The organism is Mesorhizobium sp. P2_D5 (genome assembly GCF_056404355.1).
On sequence record NZ_JBFUEE010000002.1, the window covers coordinates 399,345 to 424,115 of the forward strand.

The following is a 24,771-nucleotide window of genomic DNA, read 5'->3' on the forward strand; positions in this document are numbered from 1 at the left end:
TCATGACCGACGTCAGCCAGGCCAGAAAACAGTCCAGTGCAAGCGCGCGCGGCGAAGGCTTCGATCTCGCCAAGCTGTTGCTCGAGGGCCGGGCCTTCTTTGCCCTGATCGTCATCATCGTCGTCTTCTCGATCCTGTCGCCCTACTACCTCTCGGTGGCGAATTTCCTGACCATGGCCTCGCATGTCGCCATCTTCGGAATTCTCGCGGTCGGCATGCTGCTCGTCATCCTCAATGGCGGCATCGATCTGTCGGTGGGGTCGACGCTGGGATTGGCCGGCGTCGTTGCCGGATTCCTGATGCAAGGCGTGACGCTGACGTGGCTGGGTGTCGTTCTCTACCCGCCGGTCTGGGTGGTCGCGGTGATTGCCTGCATGCTGGGCGCCGGTGTCGGGCTGATCAACGGCGTGCTTATCGCGCGCTTCAAGGTTCCGGCCTTCGTCGCCACGCTGGGCGTCATGTACATGGCACGCGGCCTGGCCCTGCTGATGACCAGCGGCCTGACCTACAACAACCTCGGCGGCAAGCCGGAGCTGGGAAACACCGGCTTCGACGCGCTCGGCTTCAACCGCCTGTTCGGCGTGCCGACCGGCGTGGTGGTTCTGGTGGTCATCGCACTCATCGGCAGCATCGTCTTGAACCGCACAGCCTTCGGGCGCTGGCTTTATGCATCAGGCGGCAACGAGCGCGCCGCCGAGCTGTCCGGTGTTCCGGTCAAGACGGTGCAGGTTTCCGTCTATGTGCTGTCTGGCATCTGTGCCGCCATTGCCGGCCTGATCCTGTCCTCGCAGCTGACGTCAGCGGGTCCGACCGCCGGCACCACCTACGAATTGACGGCCATTGCGGCCGTCGTCATCGGCGGCGCGGCGCTGACCGGAGGGCGCGGTAACATCCGCGGAACCCTGCTCGGCGCCTTCGTCATCGGCTTCCTTTCCGACGGTCTGGTGATCATCGGCATCTCGTCCTACTGGCAGACAGTGTTCACCGGCGCCGTCATCGTGCTCGCCGTGCTTCTCAATGCCGTTCAGTATCGCCGCCGTAGCAAGCTCCCGGCTTCGACGGGCGGCCAACCGACTTCTCAGCAACGGGGGAAGGCCGAGCCGGCCAATCCTGCCCAAGGGAAGACTGCCAGGTGACTGGCAGCAACACCGCGTAAATCATTTGGAGGAATGTATATGAAAACCATGCTGAAAAGTCTGCTTGCCGCTGCGATGGTTGTCGGGTTCACGGCCGCCGCGTCGGCCGCGGGCCTGATCTCGATCATCGTCAATGATCCGGCCAACCCCTACTGGCTGACGGAGGGCAATGTCGCCAAGGCCGAAGCCGAGAAGCTCGGCTATACGGCCAACGTCGCCGCCCACAAGGGCGACACCAACACGGAAAGCAACCTGATCGACACCGCCATCACCAACAAGTCCGTGGCGATCATCCTTGATCCGGCCAATGCCGACGGCTCCGTCGGCGCGGTGAAGAAGGCGATTGCCGCCAACATCCCGGTTTTCCTCGTCAACGCCGAGATCAATCAGGAAGGTCTGGCGAAGGGGCAGCTCGTTTCCAACAATGCCCAGGGTGCTGCTCTGGGCGCTCAGCAATGGGTGCAGGCAGTCGGCGAAAAGGGCAAATATGTCGAACTCCTCGGCGCCCCGTCGGACAACAACGCCGCCACGCGCTCGAACGGTTACGCGACCGTGCTGAGCCAATATCCGGACCTCGAAAAGGCTGCCTCGCAGGTCGCCGACTGGGATCGTACCAAGGGCCACGACAAGATGCAGAGCATGCTGCAGGCCAATCCCGACATCATCGCCGTGATCAGCGGCAATGACGAAATGGCGCTCGGCGCGGTTGCCGCGCTGAAGGAAGCCGGCAAGCTCTCCGGCATCAAGGTCGGCGGCTTCGACGGCTCTCCGGACGCGGTTGCGGCAATCAAGTCCGGCGAACTGCAGTACACTGTGCTGCAGCCAGTCGCCATCTTCTCGGCCAAGGCCGTGCAGCAGGCGGACTCGTTCATCAAGTCTGGCGCCACCGGTGCGGCGACCGAGAAGCAGCTGTTCGATTGCCTTCTCATCACCAAGGACAATGTCGACAAGTACACCGCACCCTTCGTGCTGTCGGAGTAAAACCTGCACAGGGGGTGTCCTTGCGGACACTCCCTGCCTCTTCTACGGCTTCAGACAACGTCCCTGTGAACCGCCTTCGCAACCAACCGGAATTTGCGGCATGAAAGATCTGCTGATCGGGATCGACGCGGGAACGTCGGTGATCAAATCGGTCGCGTTCGATCTGTCCGGTCGGCAGCTCGCCATGACGTCGGTGAACAACAGTTTCGTCACGCTGGAAGGTGGCGGCGCCGAGCAGGACCTCGATCAGACCTGGCGCGACATGGCGCGGACCGTTCGTGACCTGGCGACCAAAATTTCCGACCTCGCGCAACGAACCGCGGCGGTTGCCATCACCGGGCAGGGCGACGGAACCTGGCTGATCGATGGCGACGGCTTGCCGGTCGGGCGCGCGTGGCTGTGGCTCGACGCCCGCGCCGGACACCTGGTGGACGAGATGCGCGCCGATCCCCGCGATCGCACGCGGTTTGAACTGACCGGCACGGGGCTCAACTCCTGCCAGCAGGGCGCTCAGCTTGCCTTTATGAAAAAGAACGATCCGGACATGCTGCAGCAGGCGGCGACCGCACTGCATTGCAAGGATTGGCTCTACTTCAAGATGACGGGTGAACGCGCCACCGATCCGTCCGAAGGAACCTTCACCTTCGGCGATTTTCGCTCGCGCAGCTATTCCGACGAAGTCTTCGACATTCTGGATCTGGCGACGCATCGCCGCCTGTTGCCTCCCATGCTTGAGGGCACCACCGACCATCACCCGCTGTCGCGATCGGCGGCAGGAGAGACCGGCCTGCTCGAAGGTACGCCGGTTGTGCTGGGTTATGTGGATATGGTCATGACAGCGCTGGGAGCCGGCCTCTATGATCGGAGCGGCAATGTCGGCTGCACGGTCATCGGCTCGACCGGCATACACACGCGCTTCGCCCGCACACCTGGCGATGTCGTGCTCAACGGCGATGGGTCTGGCTATACGATCGCCATGCCTATTCCGGGTGCCTTTGCGCAGCTGCAGTCCAATATGGCGGCGACGCTCAACATAGACTGGCTGCTTGGCCTTGCACGCGACGTGCTCACCGCCGGCGGCGCCGAGCTCTCGCGCGACGATTTGCTGAAAGCGCTCGACGTCTGGGTGGAGGGATCGGAGCCGGGATCGCTGGTCTACCAGCCCTATATTTCGCTCGCCGGCGAACGCGGACCGTTCGTGGACCCTGATGCGCGCGCAGGCTTCATCGGCCTTTCGGTCAAGCACGGCTTCGGCGATCTGGCACGCGCCGTCCTCGAGGGATTGGCCTTCGCAGCCCGCGATTGCTACCAGGCGATGGGCACGATGCCCGGCGAGATCCGGCTATCGGGCGGCGCCGCGCGCAGCCCGTCCCTGCGTCGCATCATCGCGGCCGCGACCCGGGCGCAAGTGCGAACGAGCAGCCGCCAGGAGGCAGGTGCTGCAGGTGCGGCGATGATGGCCGCGGTCGGCCTTGGCGTCTATCGATCGATGGACGACTGCGCCGCCGAGTGGGTGACGCCGCTTCTCGGCGACTGCGATGCCTATGACGAGGCGCTTTCGCAAAGCTACGATGCGCTCTTCCCTTCCTTCGTTGCGGCGCGCCAGGCGCTTCGGCCAGTGTGGAAAACCATGGCGCACCGGCCGCTCACCCGCATCCCGGGTGCACAGGAGTAAGGTCTTGAGTGATATAGTTGATCTCTTTGTGATTGGCGGCGGCGTCAACGGGGCCGGCATCGCGCGTGATGCGGCAGGTCGCGGGCTGTCCGTCATCCTCTGCGAAAAGGACGATCTGGCGCAAGGCACCAGCTCTCGCTCCGGCAAGCTGGTGCATGGCGGCCTGCGCTATCTGGAATATTATGAATTCCGGCTGGTTCGCGAGGCGCTCATCGAACGCGAGGTGCTGCTCGAGGCGGCGCCGCACATCATCTGGCCCATGCGCTTCGTTCTTCCGCATAGCCCCGAAGACAGGCCGGCGTGGCTGGTCCGGCTCGGACTGTTTCTTTACGATCACCTTGGCGGCCGCAAGCGGCTGCCGGGAACCAGGACGCTCGATCTCAGAACAGCGCCCGAAGGGGCGCCGATCAAGGACGAATTCAAGCGCGGTTTCGAATATTCCGACTGCTGGGTCGACGATGCGCGCCTTGTGCTGCTCAACGCCCTGGACGCCAGCCAGCGCGGCGCCAGCGTGCTGACGCGGACCGCTTGTGTCGCCGCCCGCCGCGAAGACGGACTGTGGTCGATCGACATGCAGGATGGCCGCACAGGTGCGGTGACGAAAATCCGCGCGCGGGCGCTGGTCAATGCGGCAGGGCCGTGGGTCAACGACATTGTCAGCCGCGTCGCCGGGCAGAATTCCACCCGCAATGTTCGGCTTGTAAAGGGCAGCCATATCGTCGTGCCCAAATTCTGGGAGGGACGGCAGGCCTATCTAATCCAGAACAGCGACAAGCGGGTGATCTTCGTCAACCCCTACGAGAACGATCTGGCGCTGATCGGCACGACCGACATTCCCTACGAAGGCAGGCCGGAGGAAGTGGCCGCCGAGCCAAGCGAAGTCGACTATCTGATCAAGGTGGTCAATCGCTATTTCAAGCGACAGCTGACACCACGAGACGTGGTCTACAGCTTCTCCGGCGTGCGCCCGCTCTATGACGACAATGCCGACAATCCGAGCGCGGTGACACGCGACTATATCTTCGAACTCGACGCCCCTAGCGGCGGCGCACCGCTTCTGTCGGTGTTTGGCGGCAAGATCACCACCTTCCGCAAGCTGTCCGAACATGCGCTGGAAAAAATCCAGCCGTTCTTTCCGGCGATGAAGAAAGCCTGGACTGCCAAAATTCCCTTGCCGGGGGGCGACCTGCCGAACGCGGACTTCGAACAGTTCCTGGGCGATTTGCACACCGAGTTTCCGTGGCTCGGCCCGTCGCTGGTGAAGCACTACGCTCGAAGCTATGGCAGCCGTGCTAGGCAATTGCTCGCCGGAACGCAAAGCGAGGCGGATCTCGGCCGCCGTTTCGGACCCGATTTTTATGAACGGGAGGCAAAGTTCCTGGTCGACACCGAATGGGCCGGCGCATCAGCCGACATATTGGAGCGTCGCACCAAACATGGCCTGCACATCAATGCAGCCGAGCGGAAGACATTCGAGGACTGGTTCGGTAACGTCATGGCGGTGGCGGACTGATGGCTTTCACGCTCTCCCTCAACACCAATCCGCTGGTCAACCGCTTCGCCGATCCCGACGACCTGATCGACGCCATTGCCTACGGCATCGGCATCCGCGACGTGCAGCTGACGCATGAATTCGTCAATCCGGGCTGGCCGGCGGCGACGATTGCCAAATTCCTGCGCTTGTTCAACCGGGCGCTTTCGCGGACCGGCGTCAGGATCACCTCCGGCATGACCGGACCCTATGGCCGGCTCAATCATTTCGGCCATCCGGACCCGGATGTCCGGCGCTACTATGTCGACTGGTTCAAGACCTTTGCAGACATTTCCGCCGAACTCGGTGCTCCGGGCATGGGGACGCAATTCGCCATATTCACCTACAGGGACTTTGACGATCCGCAGCGGCGCGCTGCACTTCTCGACATCGCGCTTGAATGCTGGCGAGAGGTGGCCGAACACGCCAAGGCGGCGGGCCTGACATATCTGTTTTGGGAGCCGATGTCGGTGGGCCGGGAATTTGGCCACACGATTGAAAGCTGCGTCACGCTGCAGAGTGCCATCGATGCGGCCAAGCTGCCGATCCCGATGAAGATGATGGTGGATATCGACCATGGCGACGTCACCTCGCCAAATCCTGACGACACCGATCCTTATGCCTGGGCGAAGGCGTTTCCGCTGCAGTCGCCGATCATCCACATCAAGCAGTCTTCGATGAACAAGGGTGGACACTGGCCGTTCACGGCTGCCTACAACAAGGACGGCCGCATAGTTCCGCAGAAGCTGCTCGACACCGTGCGGCAGGGTGGCGGAACCGACAACGAAATCTGCCTTGAACTTTCCTTCCGGGAGAGGGAACCGGTCGATCATCAGGTTATCGAGATGATCCGCGAGTCGGTGGATTTCTGGGCGCCTTACATCGACAGCGGCCGCGACAGTCTCAAGCCTCGGGCCTGAACGAATACGTCCCCTGAAAGCCGTCGTCGATGGCGGCCGCAAAAGGATCGAAGGAGAAAAAGAATGGCCCCATATTGGGTCGGCACGAGTTGGAAGATGAACAAGACGCTGGCGGAGGCACTGCAGTTCGCCGATGCCCTGGCGGCATTCATGCCTGGTTTCGATCCGGCGATACAACCGTTCGTCATTCCGCCGTTCACCGCCGTGCGCGAGGTCAAGACGGCGCTGGCCAAGACCCGCGTGAAGGTCGGCGCCCAGAACATGCATTGGGCCGACGCCGGCGCCTGGACGGGAGAGGTTTCGCCGGTGATGCTGAAGGATTGTGGGCTCGATCTGATCGAACTCGGCCATAGCGAGCGTCGCGAGCATTTCGGCGAAACGGATGTGACCGTCGGATTGAAGACGGCGGCGGCGGTCAGGCACGGCTTCGTGCCGCTGATCTGCGTCGGCGAGACGCTGACCGAGCGCGAAGACGGTCGCGCCGATGACGTTTTGACCGCCCAGGTTCTTGGTGCGCTGCAAGGGCTCGAGGACGGCGAATTGTCGGCCGAAATCCTCTTTGCCTACGAGCCTGTCTGGGCGATCGGCGAGAAGGGCATCCCGGCCAGCGCCGACTATGCCGATAAGCAGCAGGCGCTGATCAAACAGGTCGCCGCAAGCCGGATGGCGAAGGCGCCGCCCGCGCTTTACGGCGGCAGCGTCAATCCCGGCAACGCGGCCGAACTGATCGGCCAGCCGCATGTCGATGGCCTGTTCATCGGCCGTTCGGCGTGGCAAGCGGAAGGCTACATCGACATCCTGAAAAAGGCGTCGGCCGCCATCGAGCGCTGACCACTACAGTAAGAAGCAAAGGAGTTCATGCCATGAAAATCGCACTCGGAGCCGACAGCGCCGGCAAACCGCTGCTCGACGTCATCGCCAAGCATCTCGCCACGAAGCCGGAGCTGCAGGTGAGCGATCTTAGCCAGGCCGGATTCTACGCCGATATCGCCGCCAAGGTCGGTCACGAAATTCTGGACGGCAACTACGACCGGGCCATCCTGTTCTGCGGTACCGGCATTGGCGTCAGCATATCCGCCAACAAAGTCCCGGGAATTCGCGCCGCATTGACCCACGATACCTATTCCGCCGAGCGCGCCGCCAAGTCCAACAACGCACAGATCATCACCATGGGCGCCCGCGTCATCGGTCCCGAACTGGCGAAATCGATCGCCGACGCATGGCTGGCCTCGGAGTTCGATCCGAATGGCCCCTCCGCCGCAAACGTGCAGGCCATCGACAACCTAGACAGCAAGCGCTGAAGGCGAGACGCGCTCCTGATCAGCCGGTCAAGGCGACTCGCATCGCCTCGATCACGGTTACGGCGGACGCGGCGCCTGGATCCATATGGCCAAGCGAGCGTTCGCCGAGGCGGGAGGCCCGGCCCTTGGCGGCGATCATCGCCTTGGTCGCTTCCGCACCTGACTTAGCCGCCTGGGCAGCAGCCTCGAGACTGTCCACCAGACCCTTGCCGGAGGCCAGCGCCTCGCCCGCCGCCTGCGCTGCCGGACCCCATGCATCCATCATCGTCTTTTCGCCCGGCTCGGCCTTGCCGCGATCCTGAATGCCCTTGGCCATGGCCTGGAACATTGCGACCGCGTCGGCGTCGTCAAGCGACGTCTTGCCCTTCACGGCTGCCGCGCCGCGCATGAACGCAGTGGCATAGAGCGGACCCGAGGAGGCGCCGACGGCATTCAGAAACGACTTTGCCGCGGTGTTCAGCAAGGTGGTCGGATCGGTGGCTCCGGTGTCCAATGCCGCTACCGCATCGCGTGCTGCGGAGAATCCGAGCTCCATCGCAATGCCGTGGTCGGCGTCGCCGATAATACCGTCAAGCGCGCACAGCCGGTCCCTGTCGGCTGACATCGCGTCCGCGATGGCCGCGAACATGCCGGCAAGGCGGGCGGTGTCGATTGTCGTCATGTCTTTGGCCCTTGCCGCTGAAGGTCTATTGTTTGACCATGAACTTTTCCGAAAACCGGAACTCCACTTTTCGGGATCATGGTCTAGCCGGCGCGAAACATGGCGCAGTCGCAGGGGTGGTCCAGCATCGTCTGCAACTCGCCGTCCAGCCGATGTAGCGTGATCGAGGCCCCGGCCATTTCGAGTGAGGTGCAGTAATTGCCGACCCAGGTTGCGTGAATAGATACACCGATGTCATCAAGCCGGCGCTTCAACCGCCGGTTCATGATGTAGAGTTCCATCAGCGGCGTCGAACCGAGCGAATTGACGAGCACGGCGACCTTGTCGCCGCGTGCCGGCGCCATCTCGTCGAGGATCTTGTCCAGCATCTCGTCGGTGATCTCGTCGGCCGTTTTCAGTTTTCCGCGGGCGATGCCGGGCTCGCCGTGGATGCCCATCCCGATCTCCATCTCGTCAGGCCCGATCTCGAAATTCGGCCGGCGGGTCTGCGGCAGCGAACAGGGCGACAGCGCGACGCCCATGGTGAAGGTGTGGTCGTTGGCCTTCCCGGCGATGCGCTCGCATTCGTCGAAGGACAGCATCCGGTCGCAGGCGGCACCGGCCGCTTTGAAGATGAAGAAATTGCCGGCGACGCCACGCCTCTTGTGCCGCTGGTCGCGCGGTGCCGAGGCGACGTCGTCGGTGCTCAGCACCGTGCGCACCTCGATGTCGTCCATATCAGCCATCTCGGCCGCCATGTCGAAATTCATCACGTCGCCGGCATAGTTGCCGTACATGAACAGGACGCCGGCGCCCCCACTGACCGCCCTGGCGCATTCGAGGATCGGGTCTGGCGGCGGCGAGGCGAAGACGTTGCCGATGGCCGCCGCATCGGCCAGCCCCTTGCCGACGAAGCCGAGAAAGCTCGGCTCGTGCCCCGAGCCGCCGCCGATGACGAGGCCCACCTTGCCTTGGCGCGGTCCGTCGCGGGCGATGATCGAGCGTGAACTGCCGTCGACGCTCTTGAGATGGCGGGGATGCGCGGCCAGGATGCCTTCCAGCATCTCGTCGACGGCGCGGTTGCCGTCATTGATGATCTTCTTGGTCTGCACCCGTAGCCTCCCGATTTCGATATTTTTGCAGATAGTACCGGGTGTTATCGGGATTTCCACCCGGCAAAAGCATTTCACGCGTTGCGGTGTTCGCGCGCCGCCGTTGTTGACAAGCATGCCTGGACGGTTGCGATCCGGCGGCTAGCCAGCGGCGCGCCCCGCCGACCTGCCTGTCCGCGAAAACGACGTGCGAAGGCGATAGCGGTCGCCGGCATATCGGATCGTCGACGACAGCAGCGGCCGGCCGGTCGCATCGACGATGAGCTGACGCATCACCAGGGTGGATTTGCCGACGTCGATGTCGAGGTGGCGCGCGAGGGTAGGATCGGCGCCGCGCGCCTCGATCGTGGTTTCGGCGCGTGCCAGATCAACGCCGGCATCGATCAGCAGGCCGAACAGCGAAGCGGTGCGGAAGTCGACACGGCTGAGATCGGGGACGAGGGCGAGGGCGAAGAACGAGGTGTCGACGGCGACCGGAACCTGGTCGAGGCGGCGGATCCTTTCCAGGTGGAACAGCGTCGCGCCGGGTGCGATCGACAGCTCCTCGGCCTCGTCCAGCGAGGCGGGTGCTTCCTCGGCGCGCAACACGTCGGAGGAGGGCGCCAGACCGAGACGCCTGGCGGTCTCGCTGAAGGATTCCAGCGTGTTGGGAAACTCCTTCGGCACCTTGGCCGAAACATACCAGCCGCGCCCATGCGAAGGGGTCAGCACACCTTCCTCGACAAGGCTTTGCAGGGCCCGGCGCAAGGTCACCCTGCTGATCGACATGCGCGTGAACAGATCGCGCTCGGGCGGCAGCCGCGCGCCCGAAGCAAGCTTGCCGGCGGCGATCTCCTGCAGGATCGCATCGGCCGCTTGTCGCCAGAGCGGTTCGGGTCCGTCCGACTGCAGTGGCGAGCCCTCCATTTCAGTTACCATCTGCCCTGATCTTTTCCCAGACGCCCGTTCGCATCGAACGGTAGCAGGCGTCAATTACCTGGTTAACGATGACCCCATCCTCGAAGGTTTCCAGTGGCGTCGTCCCAGCCGCGAAGTGTTCCACAAAATGCCGCATCTGTTGTGAAAAACCGTAGGCCCGGGTCTCCTCGGGCACCGGATAGACCCAGCCGGTCTCGGAATCCGCCTTCTCGACGAGGTAGCCCACCGGCTTTTCGATAAAACCCCAGACCGGGCCGACGGATGTGTCGGTGACGATACGGCCGGCCGAGCCAACCAGTTCATGGCGAAGCTGCATGCCGCCTTTTTCGATCCACGACGATTCGATCGTCGCGAGCTGGCCGCCGGCGAATTTCAGCAGCGCGATCGCCGTGTCTTCCCCGGTTGTCTTATCACCGTGGACCAGCGTCGCGCCCCACGCCATCACCTCGGTAATCTCGTTGTCCTTGCCGAAGAAGTGGCGGGCGCTTTCGACGGTGTGGCAGCCCATGTCGAGCAGGGCGCCGCCACCGGCGAGCTCGGCGTTCCAGAAATGCGGCGCGTGCGGCCCCGAATGTGCTTCCCGGGCGCGCATGGTGAGGAGATTGCCGATGCCGCCCGCCTGTATCATCTGGTGGGCCTTGGCAATGTTGGGGGAAAACACGGCGCATTCGGCATAGCCGTGCCAGATGCCGGCACGCTGGACGATATCGAGGATTTCCTGCGCTTCCTTGCCCGTGCGTGCCAATGGCTTGGTGCAGATGACGGCCTTGCCGTACCTGGCAGCGATCCTGACGGCTTCGAGATGGATCTCGTTGGGCAGCGCGATCACCACGAGCTCGACCGCCGGATCGGCGCACAAGGCGTCGATATCCCTGTGGGCGGTGACCTTTGAACCCCACTTTTTCGCGAAGGCTTCGGCGCGCTCGAAGCTGCGCGAGGAGCAGGCCACGAGTTCGGCATTGCGTACGTCGAGCAGCGAGTCCGCATAGGTCTCAGCGATGAAACCCGACCCCAGAATTCCAACTCCAATCATCAAGTCCTCCCAAATTTCTTGCCGTCTGTTTGGTGGCGCCCAGTCCGGACAACGACCATACAACAGGAAAAGACAATACAATACCACTTGTCACAACATGTATCAGTAGGTATGGTCCCAGGCAACAGTGCAAAATCGTGAATCCACACGGGGCACCATCTTGAGGGAGAGCAGGAAAATGCGTTCCATGCGTGTATCGATCCCGCTGGCGGCGACGCTTGGCGTGATGTTTTCAGGCGGCGTAGGCGCCGCTTTTGCCGACCCGGTCACCATCACCTTGAACAGCTGGCGGACCGAGGACATCGCGGTCTGGCAGGACACCATCCTGCCCGCCTTCGAAGCCAAGCATCCCGACATCAAGGTCGAGTTCGCGCCGATCAACACCAATGAATACAATGCCGCCATCCAGTCGCAGATCGAAGGCGGCGCCGGCGGCGACCTGATCACCTGCCGCCCCTTCGACGTGAATCGCGAATGGATCAAGCGCGGCTATTTCGAATCCCTGGAAGGGCTGCCGGGCCTGGAAAACTTCGACAAGACGTCCCGCGCCGCTTGGTCGGGCGCCGACGACAAGGCCTACTGTCTGCCGGTCGCCGCCGTGCTCGCCGGCTTCTACTACAACGCCGACATCTTCAAGGAACTGGGTTTGAAGGTGCCGACCACCAGCGCCGAGTTCATCGATGTGCTGCAGGCGATCAAGAAGGACGGCCGCTATACGCCGCTGGCTTACGGCTCGGCCGAATCCTGGCAACTCGCCTATAACGGCCTCTACAGCATCGGTCCGGCCTACTGGAAGGGCGAGCAGGGCCGGCTCGGCCTGATCGACGGCAAGAAGAAACTGACCGACCCCGAATTCGTCGATGCCATCGCCGCCTTCGAAGCCTGGAAGCCGTTCCTGCCGGCCGGGCAGGAAAGCCTGAACTATGCCGACATGACGCAGCTGTTCACGCTCGGCAAGGCGGCCATCCTCCCGGACGGCTCATGGGACATCAACCAGGCGACCTCGACCGGCCTCAATATCGGCGTGTTCGGTCCGCCGGTGCCGAAGGCGGGCGACCAGCGCTACCTGCAGGAGATGCCGGACATGGGCATCGGCATCAATGCCAAGAGCACGCACAAGGAAGCGGCCAAGACCTTCCTCGACTGGGTCGCCGGACCCGAATTCCAGGAGCTCTATGTCAACGCCGCGCCCGGCTTCTTTGCCATGAGCAGCAAGCCGGTCACCTACAAGAACAAGCTAGCGCAGGATTTCGCCGACCTCAAGAAAGGCGCTGAGCTGACACCGCGGCTGGCGCTGGATCGCCTGAGCGCCGGCACGCCTCCGCTCGACGACGAGACCTGGCGTCTGCTGCAGGTGATGTTCACCAAGTCGGACGTCACGCCTCAGCAGGTTGCCACCGAGCTTCAGACCGGGCTCGCCTCCTGGTACGGACCGCAAAAGAAGTAATCCGGGAACGCCTTGCGCATGTCTTGCCAGCCGGCGAGGCATGCGCGAAGCCTTCGGGCACGCCGGCACATCCATGCCGGCGTGAACAAGAGGTCATCAATTGATATCTCCCGCTGCCGCCTACAGAAACCTGTTGCTGTTCGTGCTGCCGGCCCTGGCCGTCTACCTGGTCTTTGCCGTGCTGCCGCTGGCGACCTCGATCGTGATGAGCTTCTTCCAGACCAATGGCGTCTCTGGCGACACTTTTGTCGGCCTTGCCAACTACGAGCGCCTGTTCACGCATCCGACGATCAGCGCCCGCTTCTGGAACGCGCTTTTGAACAACATGCAGTATTTCGCCATCCATCTCATTGTCGAAGTGCCGATGGGCCTGCTGCTAGCGGCGTTGCTGACGTCGGGAAAACTGGCACGGTCGGAAGGTATCTACCGCACCTTGCTGTTCATACCGGCGACGCTGTCGGTGGTCATCGTCGGCTTCGTCTGGCGCCTGATCATCAACCCGCTCTGGGGCCTGGTCGGTTTTCCGCTGCTGGGCACGGAATCGACCGCACTCACCACGATTTCGCTGATGTCGGTCTGGCAGTATTTCGGCATCCCGATGGTCTTCCTTTACAGCGCCTTGCTGGCGGTGCCCAACGAGCTCGTCGAAGCCGCCAACATCGATGGCGCCGGCGGCTGGACGACGTTCTGGAAGATCAAGTTTCCGCTGATCGCGCCGCAATTCGGCCTGATCGCGATCCTCACCTACATCTGGACGTTCAACGGCTTCGACCTGGTGTTCGCGCTCAACGGATCGGCGCCCGGACCCAACTACAGCACCGACATCCTCGGCACCTATTTCTACCGGACCTTCTTCGGTTCGAGCGGGCAGCTTGCCGATCTCGACCTGGGTGCCGCGGTCGCGACGATCATCTTCCTCACGGTTCTGTTGGTGACATCGGTCTATTTCTGGCTGATCCAGCGCCGCCTGAAATCCTATTCGGTCTAGGAGCTGACATGAGCGCCCCGGACCTCACCATGCCAGTTGCCCGCCGCCGCCAGGACCGCGAGCCCTGGACGCTGGAGCGCATCATCGTCCACGCACTGCTGATCCTCTTTGTCCTGCTCGCCATAGGACCGGTGCTGATCGTCATCATCAATTCGCTGAAGACGACGCCGGCGATCTTCGGTGGTCCGTTCGACCTGCCGACGGCCAAGACCTTCAGCCTCGAAGGCTACAAGCGGGTCTTCACCCGCGGCAATTTCATCGTCAACTACCGCAACAGCCTGATCGTCACGGTGACGACGATCGTGCTGACGGTGGTCCTGTCGACGCTCGCCGCCTTCGCCCTGGTTGAGTACCGCGTGCGGGTCGCCTCGCTGCTCGCTGGCCTGTTCGTGCTCGGCATCATGTTGCCGATCCGGCTCGGCACGATCCCGCTCATCCAGATGATGCTCGCCTGGAAGCTGATGGATACGCTGGCCGCCTTGATCCTCGTCTACACCGCCATGAGCATCCCGATCGCGGTGACGCTGATGGTCACCTATTTCCGCACCGTTCCGACAGATCTCAAGGAAGCAGCGCGCATGGATGGTGCAAGCGAGTTGCGCACCTTCTGGATCGTGCTGCCTTTGGTCAGGCCCGGCCTCGCCGCGGTGGCTGCGCTGACCATGCTGCCGGTCTGGAACGACCTCTGGTTCCCGCTGATCCTGGCTCCAAGCCGGCAGAACCAGACGGTGACGCTCGGCGTGCAGCAATTCGTCGGCCAGTTCATGAACGACTATCCCGCACTTCTCGCCGCGCTGACGCTTGGCGCGGTGCCACTCGTCCTGCTGTTCACCCTGTTCTCGCGGCAATTCATCAGCGGCCTGAGCAAGGGCTACAGCAAATAGCCGGACGTCATGGCCGACAGATTTTCGCAAGACTTCTACAATTTCGAACTGATGGAACATCAAGATGCAGATAGGCAAATACATCCGCCGGCAGCCTTCGACCCTGACCGGGCTGCCCGCCGCCATCGGCGCGGATCTGGATCGGTTCGCTAGCCTGCGCCAGAAGCCGCAGCGCATCGTGCTGCTCGGCACCGGCTCCTCGATGAATGCGCTGCTGGCCGGCGCCGAAGCGCTGGAGGAGGGGACGGGCGCCTCGGTGATCGCCAAGGAGCCGGAGGCTTTCCTGCGCTTGCCGCCCAAGACATCGGACCAGCGCACGCTGGTTCTGGCTGCCTCGCAGTCCGGCATGAGCATCACCACGATCGAAGCGGTGCGCCTGGCGGTGGCGCGCGGGTTTCCCACCCTTGTCATTACTGGTGAGGAGGGCAGCCTGATTACTGAGGCCGGCGCCGAGGTGATCGTCATGCCGATCGGTCCGGAGACGGTCGGCCCGAAGACCATGGGCTATACCGCCACCGTCATCTCGGTGCTGGCGGTTGCCGCCAAGCTCGCCAACAAGACGGTCGATCTGTCGAAGCTTCTCGGACAACTGGAGCAGACAGCGGAAACCGGTCTTGCCGCAGCGAAGGATCTGATCACCCGCTTCGGCGTCCCCGACTACATACTGGTCGCCGGACAGGCGACGCATCTCGGCACCGCGTTGGAGGCGTCGCTCAAGATCGCCGAGATCAGCGGCGTGCCGACAGCAGCCTTCGACACGGAGGAGGCGTTGCATGGGCATGTCTATGGCACAACGGACAAAAGCCTGGTGATCGCCATCGCGCAGACCGAAGCCGAGGCGAAGGTCGCCGCCAATCTTGGCGAGGCTCTGGCCGAACTCGGGCCACGTGCGGTCGTCCTCAACCTCTCCGGCCATCCGACCCGCTTCGACCTCGATGTCAGTTGGCCGATCGAGCCGGAACAGCAATGGCTCGCCGGTTGTTGGGCGCCTATCCCACTGCAATGGTATGGTTGCGAGCTGGCGATCGCGCGTGGCATCGATCCGGACAAGATGATCTATCCCAATCTCGGACGCAGGCTCAACGTGCGCATCCGCAAGGAGGCCTGATGGTAACCGCGATCGGAATCGACATTGGCGGCAGCCTGGTCAAGCTCGGCGCCGTCGACGGTTCGGGCAAGGTGCTGGCGCGCGGCGCTGTCCCGGTACATCGGGATATCGAGTTTGCGGATTTCGTCCATCTGGTCACCAAGGCCACCGACGAGCTGACGCGGCAGTATCCGGACATCACCGCCATCGGCATTGGTGTGCCGGGCACGCCAAATACCGAGACCGGTATGCTGAATGGCCGATGCCCGGCGATCCCGGCACTGTTGAAGGGTTCGCTGTCGAAACTGTTCGGCATTCGCTTCGGCGTCCCGGCCATCGTCCGCAACGATGCCGTCTGCGCCACCCATGGCGAGATGCGGCACGGCGCCGGCCGTCCCTTCTCCCGCTTTGCGCTGCTGACGCTCGGCACCGGCATCGGCGGCGCCATGGTCATCGACCGCAAGGTGATCGACGGCCCGGACGGGTTGCCGCCACAGCTTGGCTGCATCTCGCTCGATCCGGCCCGCACCGACATTGCCGATCCGGTGCCGGGCATGGTCGAGAACCTGGCCAGCGCCCGTGCGCTCGTCAATCGGTATCGCCAGCTCAAGCCGGACACCGACGCCACCAACGCCGAGACCGTCTGCGATCTTGCCAAGGAAGGCGACCCCATCGCGCTGCAGGTCGTCGACGAGGTGGCGCGCTGGCTCGGTCAGATGATCGGCATCATGTCGAACATGCTCAACATCGAGGCGGCGATCATCGGTGGCGGTCTGGCGCTCGCGGGCCCGTTCTTCACCGACCGAATTGCCCGCAATGTCAGGGATTTCGTGCTGCTCAAGCCCGGCCGGCCACCTTTGATCGTGGCGGTGGAGCATGGCAATGACGCCGGCGTGATCGGTGCCGCGGCACTGGCGCTCGACATGTTCGCGCCCACGGCAAGGGAGTAGCGCCATGGCCGACGTCGAACTGAAGAAGGTTTCGAAGAGTTTCCAGAATCTGAAGGTGGTGCACGATATCGATCTCGACATCGCAGAGGGCGAATTCGTCGTCCTCGTCGGGCCGTCCGGCTGCGGCAAGTCGACGACGCTGCGCATGGTGGCCGGACTGGACCGGCCGAGCGGCGGCGAGATCCATATCGGCGGCAGGCTGGTCAACAACGTGCAGGCCAGGGATCGCGACATCGCGATGGTCTTCCAGAGCTACGCGCTCTATCCGCAGATGACGGTCGCGCAGAACATGGCTTTCGGCCTGCGCATCCGCAAGGTGCCGGACGGCGAGGTGACGCGGCGCATCGCCCGTGTCGCCGACATCCTCGACCTCAGCGAACTGCTGCAGCGCAAGCCGCACCAGCTGTCCGGCGGCCAGCGCCAGCGCGTCGCGATGGGCCGCGCCATGGTGCGGCAACCGAAAGTGTTCCTGTTCGACGAACCGCTCTCCAACCTCGACGCCAAGCTCAGGGTGAAGATGCGCGCCGAGATCAAGAAGCTGCATCAGATGGTCGCGACCACGACAGTCTACGTCACCCATGACCAGGTCGAGGCGATGACGCTGGCCGACCGCGTCGTGGTGATGAACAAGGGGCGCATCGAGCAGATCGGGCCGCCCAACGATCTCTATCATGAGCCGGCCAGCCGCTTTGTCGCCGGCTTCATCGGCAGCCCCGGCATGAACTTCTTCAAGTGCCGGCTGGAAGCGCGCGGCGACCGATTGGCCGTCGTGCTCGGTGATGGCACCGCTCTCGCCGTCCCGGCTGCCCGTACGGCCCGCTATGCCAGCCATGTCGGGCGCGAACTCGAATTCGGCCTGCGTCCCGAGCACATCACCGAGCAGCGCGAGCGGCCCGACGTCGTCGACATCAAGGCGCTGGTCGAGGTGGTCGAGCCGATGGGCATGGAAACGCTGCTGCATGTGCTGATCGCCGGCGCGGAGGCGACGGCGCGCATCGATCCCGCTTCGACGCCGAAGCCGGGCGAGGTGGCGACACTCTCGCTCGGCATGGCCCATATGCACCTGCTCGATCCCGACAGTGGCAAGGTGCTCTGAACCTGCCGGCGTACCGTCACGACACGCAAAGGGGTGGGCGCGGAGGATAGCCGGTTCCCTGCCACACTTTCACGTGTCAGAGAGCAAAAACAATATATTATTTGTTGACAAATATAATTTTGGAGCGAATTTTTAGGCACGGTTTCGAATGACCGTGATGGTTCCCAGCAGGCACGGCCATCTCACCGCAGTCCCAGGAATTTGCCGGTCATGATCGACATCCAAAGCGTGTCAAAGTCCTTCGTGACCAGGGACGCCGATCCCGTCCGTGCACTGAACGAAGTCAGCCTCGAAATCTTCGACAATGAATTCTTCACCCTGCTTGGCCCGTCCGGTTGCGGCAAGACGACCTTGTTGCGTCTGATCGCCGGTTTCGAGGCGCCAAGCTCGGGCGCCATCCGCATCGCCGGCAGCGATGTCGCCGCCTTGCCGCCGCAGAAACGGCCGGTCAACACGGTGTTCCAGAGCTACGCGCTGTTCCCGCATATGAGCGTCGCCGAGAATGTTGCCTTCGGGCTGGAAATGCAGAACGCGCCGAAATCGCTGATCGACGAGCGCGTCAGGGAAGCACTGGAAATGGTGCGGCTCGAAGGCTTCGCCACGCGCCGCCCGGCGCAACTGTCGGGCGGCCAGCAGCAGCGTGTCGCGGTTGCGCGTGCCCTTGCTCCGAAGCCGAGCGTGCTTCTGCTCGACGAGCCGCTGTCGGCCCTCGACCTCAAGCTGCGCAAGGGCATGCAGAGCGAATTGAAGCGGCTGCAGCGCGAAACCGGCATCACCTTCGTGCTGGTCACCCACGACCAGGAGGAGGCGCTTGCCATGTCCGACCGCATCGCGGTGATGCGCAGCGGCGACGTGCTGCAGGTCGGCACGCCGCGGGACATCTACGACAATCCGCAGGACCGCTTCGTTGCCGATTTCATCGGCGAGTCCAACCTGCTGCCGGGGGCAGCGCTTGGTCGCGACCCGGCGAAGACGATCGTCGTGCGCCCCGAACACATCGTCGTCTCGCCGGCATCCGATGACGCCACAGGCCACGCCAGGGGAGCGGTGTCAGCCATCACCTTCCTCGGCTCCGACACGCTCTACGAGATTGTCCTGGAAGAGGGAGCAAGGCTGCAGTCGCGCTCGCGCGGTGGTGCGGCATTGGCGACAGGCGACAGGGTCGTCGTCGACTGGGCCCGCGACGTCGAACGCGAATTGGCGAACTGAGGCGGCGATGGGTCCGAACCGCACCTACCTGCTGATTGCACCCGCCATGCTGGTCATCGGCATTTTCATGGTGCTGCCGCTGTTCCTTGCGGTCGCCTATTCGTTCATGACCGCCAACCCCTATGGCGGCGTCACGGCGCCGGCGACATTCGACGCCTATCTCCAGTTCCTGTACCAGCGCGACTTCGACGACAGCCTGGTGTTTTCGCCGAGCTATGCGCTGATCATCCTGCGTTCGATCTACCTCGCCATTGCCACGACCCTCATCTGCCTGGTGCTTGGCCTGCCGGTTGCCTGGTACATCGTCTGCCAGACACCGGAGCGCCGCCGGGTCCTGCTGTTTGCCGTCACGCTGCCGTTCTGGATCAACACGTTGATCCGCACCTATTGCTGGATCCTCATCCTGCGCGACGAAGGCCTGGCGAATGGTGCCTTGCGTCATGCCGGGATCATCTCCGATCCGCTGCCGCTGCTCTACAATGACGGGTCGATCCTGCTCGGCCTCGTCTACACCTTCCTGCCCTTCATGGTGCTGCCGATCTACTCGACGCTGGAGCGCATCGACCCGCGTCTGATCGAGGCCGCGCACGATCTCTACGCCAGCCGCGCCGCGGTCTTCCGCCGCATCGTCTGGCCGCTGGCGAGACCCGGCGCGCTGGCCGGCGCCACGCTTGTCTTCGCGCCGGCGCTCGGCTCGTTCTTGGCGCCCGACCTGCTTGGCGGCGGCAAGAAGCTTTTGATCGGCAGTCTGATCCAGATGCAGTTCACCTCGTCGCGCAACTGGCCGTTTGGGGCAGCACTCTCGACCGTGGTGACGGTCGTCGTGCTGACCGTCTTCGTCATCCGTTCGCGCAAGGCACAGGAGGAGCGGCGATGAATAGCGTAAAACCCTTCGACTGGCGGCAAACGCCCGGCCTGTCGGCCTACACCGCTCTCATATTCCTCTTCTTCTACGCGCCGCTGCTGATCCTGGTGATCTATGCCTTCAACTCGAGCCGGCTGGTCACCGTGTGGGCCGGCTTCAGTTTCAAATGGTTCGTCGCGGTCGCCAACAACGGCTCGATCCGCGACGCTGCCTTTAACAGCGTCATCATCGCGATCGTCGCCACCATCGCCTCGACGGCCATCGCCACGGCCGGCGCGTTGGCGCTGGAACGCGGCCGGCTGCGCTTCGGGCGGAGTGCGGCAACGGCGCTGATCGCGATGCCGCTGGTGGTGCCGGAGATCGTCGTGGCGATCACCACGCTGATCTTCTTCTCCGGGCTCGGGATGCATCACGGGCTCATCAACCTGATGATCGCCCACACCGTCTTTTGCATTCCGTTCGCGCTGCTGCCGATCCAGGCGCGGCTGCGCGACATGGGCGGCACGCTGGAGGAGGCTGGCCGCGACCTCTATGCCGACGAATGGCGGCTGTTTCGCCGCGTCACGCTGCCCTTGCTGATCCCGGCGATCTCGGCCGGCGCCATCATGGCCTTCGTAGTCTCGCTCGATGATTTCCTGATCTCGATGATGGTGTCGAGCGCCGGCTCGACCACCTTGCCGGTCTACATCTACGGCATGATGCGGCTTGGCGTGACGCCTGAGGTCAACGCCATCTCCACCATCCTTCTTGCCGTTTCCATCGTCTTCGTTGCGGCGGCCCTGCTCGTCGGACGACGCAAATAAGCTTGCCTAGAAATAAGAAAACCAGAGGAGAACGACCGTGACCAAATGGAAAGAAGGACTTTCAGGAATAGCTTTGGCCACCGCCATCATGGGGGCCATCACCACCACGGCACTCGCCGATTCCGGCGAACTGCACATCTACAACTGGACCGACTACACATCGGACGAAATGATCAAGAAGTTCGAGGCGGAGACCGGCATCAAGGTTACCATCGACACCTACGATTCGAACGAGACCGCGCTCGCCAAGTTGAGCTCGGGCGCCGCCGGCTACGACGTGATGATCATCAGCAACGACTTCGTGCCGATCTTCGTCAAGCAGAAGCTGTTCCAGGAAGTCGATGCGGGGGCGATGCCGAACTTCAAGAACGTCGATCCGAAATGGCAGCACCGGTCCTGGGATCCGGATGCGAAATACACCGTGCCATGGGTATGGGGCACCACGTCCTATTCGGTCGACACCGCCGTCTACAAAGGGCCGACCGACAGCCTGAAGCCGCTCTTCGATCCGCCGGCGGAACTCAAGGGCAAGGTCGGCATGTTCGGCTCGCCGACCGAGGTGATGTCGCTGGCGCTGGTGTATCTCGGCAAGGATCAGTGCAACAGCAATCCGGCGGACCTGAAGGAACTCGATGCCTTGCTCGAGGCGCAAAAGCCCTTCGTCAAGGTTTACAATTCCGATGGCATCGTCGAGCGCCAGGTCGCCGGCGAGACGGTCATGCACGAGCAGTGGTCGGGCAAGGCGCTGGCGACACGCCAGCAGAAGTCGACGGTCAAGTATGTCTATCCCAAGGAAGGTGTTGTCGGCTGGATGGACAATGTCGCCGTTCCCTCGACCGCGCCCAATGTCGACAACGCCAAGAAGTTCCTCAACTTCCTGATGGATCCCGAAAACATCGCGCTGCAGCAGAAATACACCGGCTACCAGAGCGCGATCGCTGGTTCCAACAAATACCTGGCGGCGGATATTGGCGGCTCGCCGGAGTTCAACCCGCCGGCCGATCTGAAAATCTCGTTTGCGCCGTCATGCGACGAGAAGGCGATCCGCGCCTACGATCGTATCTGGACCAATCTGCGCCAATAGGCTGATGACGCAAAACGCCGCCCGTGCGAACGGGCGGCGTTTTGCCTCCTGTCCGAGGACCTCGAAAGTGAATCGCTACGCCCGCACAATTTTCTCGCGCGCCGGCAGGTCATCGGCTTCGGCCGCCAGCAGGATGTCGGTGGTCACTGCCAGATGCGCCGCCAGCAATTCGGCTGCCTTCTCGGCATTGCGGTCGAGCACGGCATTGGCGAGGTCCTGATGTTCCTTGCTGATGTTGCGGGCATTGGGTGCCAGCGAGACCGAACGGCGGCGGTAGCGCTCGCTCTGGTCGTAAAGCTGGTCGCGCAGGCGCAGCAGCCAGCGGCTGTCGCAGCCGCCAACCAGCGCCTTGTGGAAGGCCGCATGCGCGGTCGCCCATTCGTCGCTCGAATGCACCGGATGGTCCGGTGTGTGCTCTGGCGTTCGCGACAGCCGGTGCAGGGCCGCGACCAGCTGCGATTCCCAGGCGACGTCGCCGACCTCGATGGCGCGGCGGATGCACAGCGTTTCGATCTGGATGCGCGTCTTGGTGAGGTCGACCAGATCCTCGGCCGAGATCGGCGCGGCGCGGAAGCCGCGTTGCGGTTCGGCCACGACAAGGCCCTCGGACGTCAGCCGCGACAGCGCCTCGCGGATGGCGCCGAGGCTGACGGACAGCCTGTCGCACAGTTCCTGCACCTTGAGCCGGCTGCCCGGTGCGATGCGGCACGACAAAAGGTCGGCGCGCAAATCCTCATACGCGCCCTGGGTGAGATTGATCGAGCCTTCCCTAGCCATTGGTTCGCCCGCGGCCGAATCTGTCCATCGAATGCCCTCATACATTATCCCAGGCAGGAATCAGAATGCAAAATAATATATTCTATGTTGACAGATATATAATTTCTGAACAAAGTCCAGCCTTCACAAGCGAGGATGTGGCCAGTGCGATTTGCAGCCTATAAATCGCCGCGGGGACCCGGACTGGCAATCGCATTGTCGGCAGGTGAGTTCCGCGGCATCGACGAAAGCGATGCGATGTTTCCCGGACGACTGGAGGAACTCATCGCCGAGGGCACGCAGGCGCTGCAGGCGGCAGGCGAGCGGCTGGCCAGCGGACGGCGGATCGATCCTCAAGCGGTCGAGTGGCTGCCGCCGCTATCGGCACCGGGCAAGATCATCTGCGTCGGCCTCAACTATGTCGACCATTCAATCGAGAGCGGCTTCGTGCCGCCGAATTATCCGACCTTGTTCGCCCGCTTCTCGACCAGCCTGATCGGGCATGGCGCGGCCATCCGCCGTCCGGAGGCCTCGATCCAGCTCGACTACGAGGGCGAGATGGTGGCGATCATCGGCAAGGCCGGCCGCCACATTGCCCCTGGCAAGGCACTGAGCCATGTCGCCGGCTACTCCATCTTCAACGACGCCTCGATCCGCGACTTCCAGACCAAGTCGCCGCAGTGGACCGTCGGCAAGAATTTCGACGGCACTGGCTCCTTCGGGCCGATCTTCGTGACGGCAGACGAATTGCCGCCGGGCGGCAAGGGGCTGCGCATCCAGACGCGCCTCAACGGCGAGGTCGTCCAGAACGCCTCGACCAGCGACATGATCTTCGATGTCGCCTCGCTGATCTCGATCATCAGTGAAGCGATCACACTCGAGCCGGGCGATATCCTCGTCACCGGCACGCCGTCCGGCGTCGGCATGGCGCGCAAGCCGCAGCTGTTCATGAAACATGGCGACGTCTGCGAAGTGGAATTGGAAGACGTCGGCATCCTGTCCAATGTCGTTGCCGACGACGTCATTACTGCGCAAGCCGTCAACCAATAACCCCGCCAACTCCGAAAGGACGATGTCATGACAAGAGTGATGTTTCGAAATGCCATGATTTGGGATGGCACCGGCGCCGATGCCTTTCCAGCCGATCTGCTGGTCGAGAATGGCCGCATCGTCACCATTGCGCGCACGCCCGGCCAATTGTCCGGTGACAGCGCGACGACGATCGAATGCCGCGGCATGACGCTGATGCCGGGCCTTGTCGAAGGCCACGCCCACATCTCCTTCGGCGGCGCGATCAAGGATTCCGACCTTGGCCTGATTCCGCCAGAGGAGCATCTTCTGCTGACCATGCGCAATGCCAAGACATTGCTCGACCATGGCTTCACCAGCGCCTACAGCGCCGCGACCTCGAAGCTCAGGCTAGACATCGTCATCCGCAACGAAATCAATGCCGGCCGCTTGCCGGGACCGCGCATGCGCGCCGGCAGTCCGGAAATCACCGTAACCGGCGGCCTCGGCGACGAGCGCCAGCAGCACATGTATCACGAGAGCTTCGGCATGATCGCCGACGGCGTCGAGGAGATCACCAAGGCGGTGCGCCTGTGCTGCCGCGAAGGCGCCGACAACATCAAGATCAACATTTCCGGCGATGATCTGAGCCCCGCGGCGCATGGCGGCCTGACCGTGATGAGCGAAGCCGAAGTGATGACGGCGGTGTCGGTGGCGCGCGACTTCGGCAAGAAGATCAACTGCCATGCCCGCGCCGCAGGTTCGGTGAAGCGCGCGGTGAAGTGCGGCGTCGACGTCATCTATCACTGCGAATCCGCCGACGAGGAAGCGCTCGATGCGCTGGAATCGGCCAAGGACCGCATCTTCGTCGGCCCGGCCATCGGCATCATCTACGGCACACTCTACGAGGGCGAGCCCTTCGGCTTCACCCACGAGATGGCGGTCAAGTTCGGCATGCAGCGCATCCTCGACGACAGCCGCAAGGTATACACCGAATTGCGCAAGCGCGGCGTGCGCGCACTGATCGGTGGCGACTATGGTTTCGCGCAGACGCCGCAAGGCACCAACGCGCGCGACCTCAAGCATTTCGTCGACCTGCTCGGCTATTCGCCGAGCGAGGCGCTGCAATGCGGCACGCGGCTCGGCGGCCAGGTGATGGGGCTCGGCGACGAGCTCGGCATGGTCAAGGAAGGCTTCATCGCCGACCTGCTGCTGGTCAATGGCGACCCACTGAAGGACCTCGACATGATGGTGCATGAGAAGAACCTTGTCGTCATCATGAAGGACGGCGAGCTCTACAAGGACCAGTCGGCCTCGGTCGCCGCGCAGCGCCAAGCAGCGTAGGCA

The 24,771-nt window shown here is 63.1% G+C and carries 24 protein-coding genes; 19 read left to right on the top strand and 5 right to left on the bottom strand.

Annotated features, from left to right (window positions below; all coding sequences use genetic code 11):
* Positions 1-2: 2 nt before the first annotated feature.
* The 7 genes from AC1DYW_RS08630 to derI all read left to right on the top strand — a co-directional run bounded on the left by AC1DYW_RS08630 (position 3) and on the right by derI (position 7,544).
* Positions 3-1,136, top strand: a complete 1,134-nt coding sequence (locus AC1DYW_RS08630) for an ABC transporter permease (protein ID WP_095081090.1) — start codon at positions 3-5, stop codon at positions 1,134-1,136.
* A 39-nt stretch (positions 1,137-1,175) separates the two neighbouring features.
* Positions 1,176-2,117: a D-ribose ABC transporter substrate-binding protein gene (locus AC1DYW_RS08635; RefSeq protein WP_095081092.1), complete on the top strand. Its 942-nt coding sequence runs from the start codon at positions 1,176-1,178 to the stop codon at positions 2,115-2,117.
* A 100-nt stretch (positions 2,118-2,217) separates the two neighbouring features.
* Complete coding sequence (locus AC1DYW_RS08640; RefSeq protein ID WP_477225836.1) at positions 2,218-3,792, top strand: FGGY family carbohydrate kinase; 1,575 nt, start codon at positions 2,218-2,220, stop codon at positions 3,790-3,792.
* Between the two features lie 4 nt (positions 3,793-3,796).
* Positions 3,797-5,305, top strand: a complete 1,509-nt coding sequence (locus AC1DYW_RS08645; protein ID WP_477225837.1) for a glycerol-3-phosphate dehydrogenase — start codon at positions 3,797-3,799, stop codon at positions 5,303-5,305.
* Positions 5,305-6,243: a sugar phosphate isomerase/epimerase family protein gene (locus tag AC1DYW_RS08650; RefSeq protein ID WP_477225838.1), complete on the top strand. Its 939-nt coding sequence runs from the start codon at positions 5,305-5,307 to the stop codon at positions 6,241-6,243. Before AC1DYW_RS08645 ends, AC1DYW_RS08650 begins: the two co-directional genes overlap by 1 nt.
* Positions 6,244-6,306: 63 nt before the next feature.
* Positions 6,307-7,074, top strand: coding sequence for a triose-phosphate isomerase (locus tag AC1DYW_RS08655; RefSeq protein WP_477225839.1), 768 nt, complete (start codon positions 6,307-6,309; stop codon positions 7,072-7,074).
* Positions 7,075-7,106: 32 nt separating this feature from the next.
* A complete protein-coding gene (gene derI / locus AC1DYW_RS08660; protein WP_477225840.1) occupies positions 7,107-7,544 on the top strand; it encodes a D-erythrulose-4-phosphate isomerase in 438 nt (145 codons plus the stop codon).
* Positions 7,545-7,563: 19 nt separating this feature from the next.
* Here the strand turns inward: derI and dhaL are convergent, their stop codons facing one another.
* The 4 genes from dhaL to AC1DYW_RS08680 all read right to left on the bottom strand — a co-directional run bounded on the left by dhaL (position 7,564) and on the right by AC1DYW_RS08680 (position 11,247).
* On the bottom strand, positions 7,564-8,205 hold the full coding sequence (gene dhaL, locus AC1DYW_RS08665; RefSeq protein WP_477225841.1) for a dihydroxyacetone kinase subunit DhaL: 642 nt from the start codon (positions 8,203-8,205) through the stop codon (positions 7,564-7,566).
* 83 nt (positions 8,206-8,288) lie between these two features.
* Positions 8,289-9,296 (bottom strand): dihydroxyacetone kinase subunit DhaK, encoded by a 1,008-nt coding sequence (locus AC1DYW_RS08670; protein WP_457151255.1) that lies wholly within the window; start codon positions 9,294-9,296, stop codon positions 8,289-8,291.
* 141 nt (positions 9,297-9,437) lie between these two features.
* Positions 9,438-10,214, bottom strand: coding sequence for a GntR family transcriptional regulator (locus AC1DYW_RS08675; protein ID WP_457151256.1), 777 nt, complete (start codon positions 10,212-10,214; stop codon positions 9,438-9,440).
* On the bottom strand, positions 10,204-11,247 hold the full coding sequence (locus tag AC1DYW_RS08680) for a Gfo/Idh/MocA family protein (protein WP_457151257.1): 1,044 nt from the start codon (positions 11,245-11,247) through the stop codon (positions 10,204-10,206). Before AC1DYW_RS08680 ends, AC1DYW_RS08675 begins: the two co-directional genes overlap by 11 nt.
* A gap of 187 nt (positions 11,248-11,434) precedes the next feature.
* On the opposite strand from AC1DYW_RS08680, the gene AC1DYW_RS08685 reads away from it, so the two are divergent.
* The 10 genes from AC1DYW_RS08685 (at position 11,435) to AC1DYW_RS08730 (ending at position 21,660) form a co-directional block, all read left to right on the top strand.
* Entirely contained in the window at positions 11,435-12,694 is a 1,260-nt protein-coding gene (locus AC1DYW_RS08685; RefSeq protein WP_477225842.1) for an ABC transporter substrate-binding protein, read from the top strand.
* 100 nt (positions 12,695-12,794) lie between these two features.
* A complete protein-coding gene (locus tag AC1DYW_RS08690) occupies positions 12,795-13,682 on the top strand; it encodes a carbohydrate ABC transporter permease (RefSeq protein WP_477225843.1) in 888 nt (295 codons plus the stop codon).
* A gap of 29 nt (positions 13,683-13,711) precedes the next feature.
* Positions 13,712-14,566: a carbohydrate ABC transporter permease gene (locus AC1DYW_RS08695; RefSeq protein WP_477226417.1), complete on the top strand. Its 855-nt coding sequence runs from the start codon at positions 13,712-13,714 to the stop codon at positions 14,564-14,566.
* 64 nt (positions 14,567-14,630) lie between these two features.
* Positions 14,631-15,674, top strand: a complete 1,044-nt coding sequence (locus AC1DYW_RS08700; RefSeq protein ID WP_477225844.1) for an SIS domain-containing protein — start codon at positions 14,631-14,633, stop codon at positions 15,672-15,674.
* Positions 15,674-16,603 carry an ROK family protein gene (locus tag AC1DYW_RS08705; RefSeq protein ID WP_477225845.1) on the top strand — a complete coding sequence of 310 codons (930 nt, stop codon included), beginning with the start codon at positions 15,674-15,676 and terminating at the stop codon, positions 16,601-16,603. The genes AC1DYW_RS08700 and AC1DYW_RS08705 overlap by 1 nt, the downstream gene beginning before the upstream one ends.
* Positions 16,604-16,607: 4 nt before the next feature.
* Complete coding sequence (locus tag AC1DYW_RS08710; RefSeq protein ID WP_477225846.1) at positions 16,608-17,699, top strand: ABC transporter ATP-binding protein; 1,092 nt, start codon at positions 16,608-16,610, stop codon at positions 17,697-17,699.
* A 210-nt stretch (positions 17,700-17,909) separates the two neighbouring features.
* Positions 17,910-18,908, top strand: coding sequence for an ABC transporter ATP-binding protein (locus tag AC1DYW_RS08715; protein WP_477225847.1), 999 nt, complete (start codon positions 17,910-17,912; stop codon positions 18,906-18,908).
* A gap of 7 nt (positions 18,909-18,915) precedes the next feature.
* Complete coding sequence (locus AC1DYW_RS08720) at positions 18,916-19,785, top strand: ABC transporter permease (RefSeq protein WP_477225848.1); 870 nt, start codon at positions 18,916-18,918, stop codon at positions 19,783-19,785.
* Positions 19,782-20,576 carry an ABC transporter permease gene (locus AC1DYW_RS08725; protein ID WP_477225849.1) on the top strand — a complete coding sequence of 265 codons (795 nt, stop codon included), beginning with the start codon at positions 19,782-19,784 and terminating at the stop codon, positions 20,574-20,576. Before AC1DYW_RS08720 ends, AC1DYW_RS08725 begins: the two co-directional genes overlap by 4 nt.
* 37 nt (positions 20,577-20,613) lie before the next feature.
* Positions 20,614-21,660, top strand: coding sequence for an extracellular solute-binding protein (locus AC1DYW_RS08730; RefSeq protein ID WP_477225850.1), 1,047 nt, complete (start codon positions 20,614-20,616; stop codon positions 21,658-21,660).
* A 75-nt stretch (positions 21,661-21,735) separates the two neighbouring features.
* On the opposite strand, the gene AC1DYW_RS08735 is transcribed toward AC1DYW_RS08730, so the two are convergent.
* Complete coding sequence (locus AC1DYW_RS08735) at positions 21,736-22,437, bottom strand: GntR family transcriptional regulator (RefSeq protein WP_095080829.1); 702 nt, start codon at positions 22,435-22,437, stop codon at positions 21,736-21,738.
* A 144-nt stretch (positions 22,438-22,581) separates the two neighbouring features.
* Between AC1DYW_RS08735 and AC1DYW_RS08740 the strand changes: the two genes are divergently transcribed.
* Both AC1DYW_RS08740 and AC1DYW_RS08745 read left to right on the top strand, forming a co-directional pair.
* Positions 22,582-23,466 carry a fumarylacetoacetate hydrolase family protein gene (locus tag AC1DYW_RS08740; RefSeq protein WP_477225851.1) on the top strand — a complete coding sequence of 295 codons (885 nt, stop codon included), beginning with the start codon at positions 22,582-22,584 and terminating at the stop codon, positions 23,464-23,466.
* A gap of 27 nt (positions 23,467-23,493) precedes the next feature.
* The gene (locus tag AC1DYW_RS08745; RefSeq protein WP_477225852.1) at positions 23,494-24,768 is read left to right on the top strand and encodes a metal-dependent hydrolase family protein; all 1,275 of its coding nucleotides are present in this window, start codon (positions 23,494-23,496) and stop codon (positions 24,766-24,768) included.
* Positions 24,769-24,771: the final 3 nt, after the last annotated feature.

Coding starts and splice junctions, on each gene's coding strand:
- AC1DYW_RS08630 (WP_095081090.1), top strand. CDS start 3: ATGACCGACGTCAGCCAGGCCAGAAAACAGTCCAGTGCAAGCGCGCGC.
- AC1DYW_RS08635 (WP_095081092.1), top strand. CDS start 1,176: ATGAAAACCATGCTGAAAAGTCTGCTTGCCGCTGCGATGGTTGTCGGG.
- AC1DYW_RS08640 (WP_477225836.1), top strand. CDS start 2,218: ATGAAAGATCTGCTGATCGGGATCGACGCGGGAACGTCGGTGATCAAA.
- AC1DYW_RS08650 (WP_477225838.1), top strand. CDS start 5,305: ATGGCTTTCACGCTCTCCCTCAACACCAATCCGCTGGTCAACCGCTTC.
- AC1DYW_RS08655 (WP_477225839.1), top strand. CDS start 6,307: ATGGCCCCATATTGGGTCGGCACGAGTTGGAAGATGAACAAGACGCTG.
- derI (WP_477225840.1), top strand. CDS start 7,107: ATGAAAATCGCACTCGGAGCCGACAGCGCCGGCAAACCGCTGCTCGAC.
- dhaL (WP_477225841.1), bottom strand. CDS start 8,205: ATGACGACAATCGACACCGCCCGCCTTGCCGGCATGTTCGCGGCCATC.
- AC1DYW_RS08675 (WP_457151256.1), bottom strand. CDS start 10,214: ATGGTAACTGAAATGGAGGGCTCGCCACTGCAGTCGGACGGACCCGAA.
- AC1DYW_RS08680 (WP_457151257.1), bottom strand. CDS start 11,247: ATGATTGGAGTTGGAATTCTGGGGTCGGGTTTCATCGCTGAGACCTAT.
- AC1DYW_RS08685 (WP_477225842.1), top strand. CDS start 11,435: ATGCGTGTATCGATCCCGCTGGCGGCGACGCTTGGCGTGATGTTTTCA.
- AC1DYW_RS08695 (WP_477226417.1), top strand. CDS start 13,712: ATGCCAGTTGCCCGCCGCCGCCAGGACCGCGAGCCCTGGACGCTGGAG.
- AC1DYW_RS08700 (WP_477225844.1), top strand. CDS start 14,631: ATGCAGATAGGCAAATACATCCGCCGGCAGCCTTCGACCCTGACCGGG.
- AC1DYW_RS08705 (WP_477225845.1), top strand. CDS start 15,674: ATGGTAACCGCGATCGGAATCGACATTGGCGGCAGCCTGGTCAAGCTC.
- AC1DYW_RS08710 (WP_477225846.1), top strand. CDS start 16,608: ATGGCCGACGTCGAACTGAAGAAGGTTTCGAAGAGTTTCCAGAATCTG.
- AC1DYW_RS08715 (WP_477225847.1), top strand. CDS start 17,910: ATGATCGACATCCAAAGCGTGTCAAAGTCCTTCGTGACCAGGGACGCC.
- AC1DYW_RS08720 (WP_477225848.1), top strand. CDS start 18,916: ATGGGTCCGAACCGCACCTACCTGCTGATTGCACCCGCCATGCTGGTC.
- AC1DYW_RS08725 (WP_477225849.1), top strand. CDS start 19,782: ATGAATAGCGTAAAACCCTTCGACTGGCGGCAAACGCCCGGCCTGTCG.
- AC1DYW_RS08735 (WP_095080829.1), bottom strand. CDS start 22,437: ATGGCTAGGGAAGGCTCGATCAATCTCACCCAGGGCGCGTATGAGGAT.
- AC1DYW_RS08745 (WP_477225852.1), top strand. CDS start 23,494: ATGACAAGAGTGATGTTTCGAAATGCCATGATTTGGGATGGCACCGGC.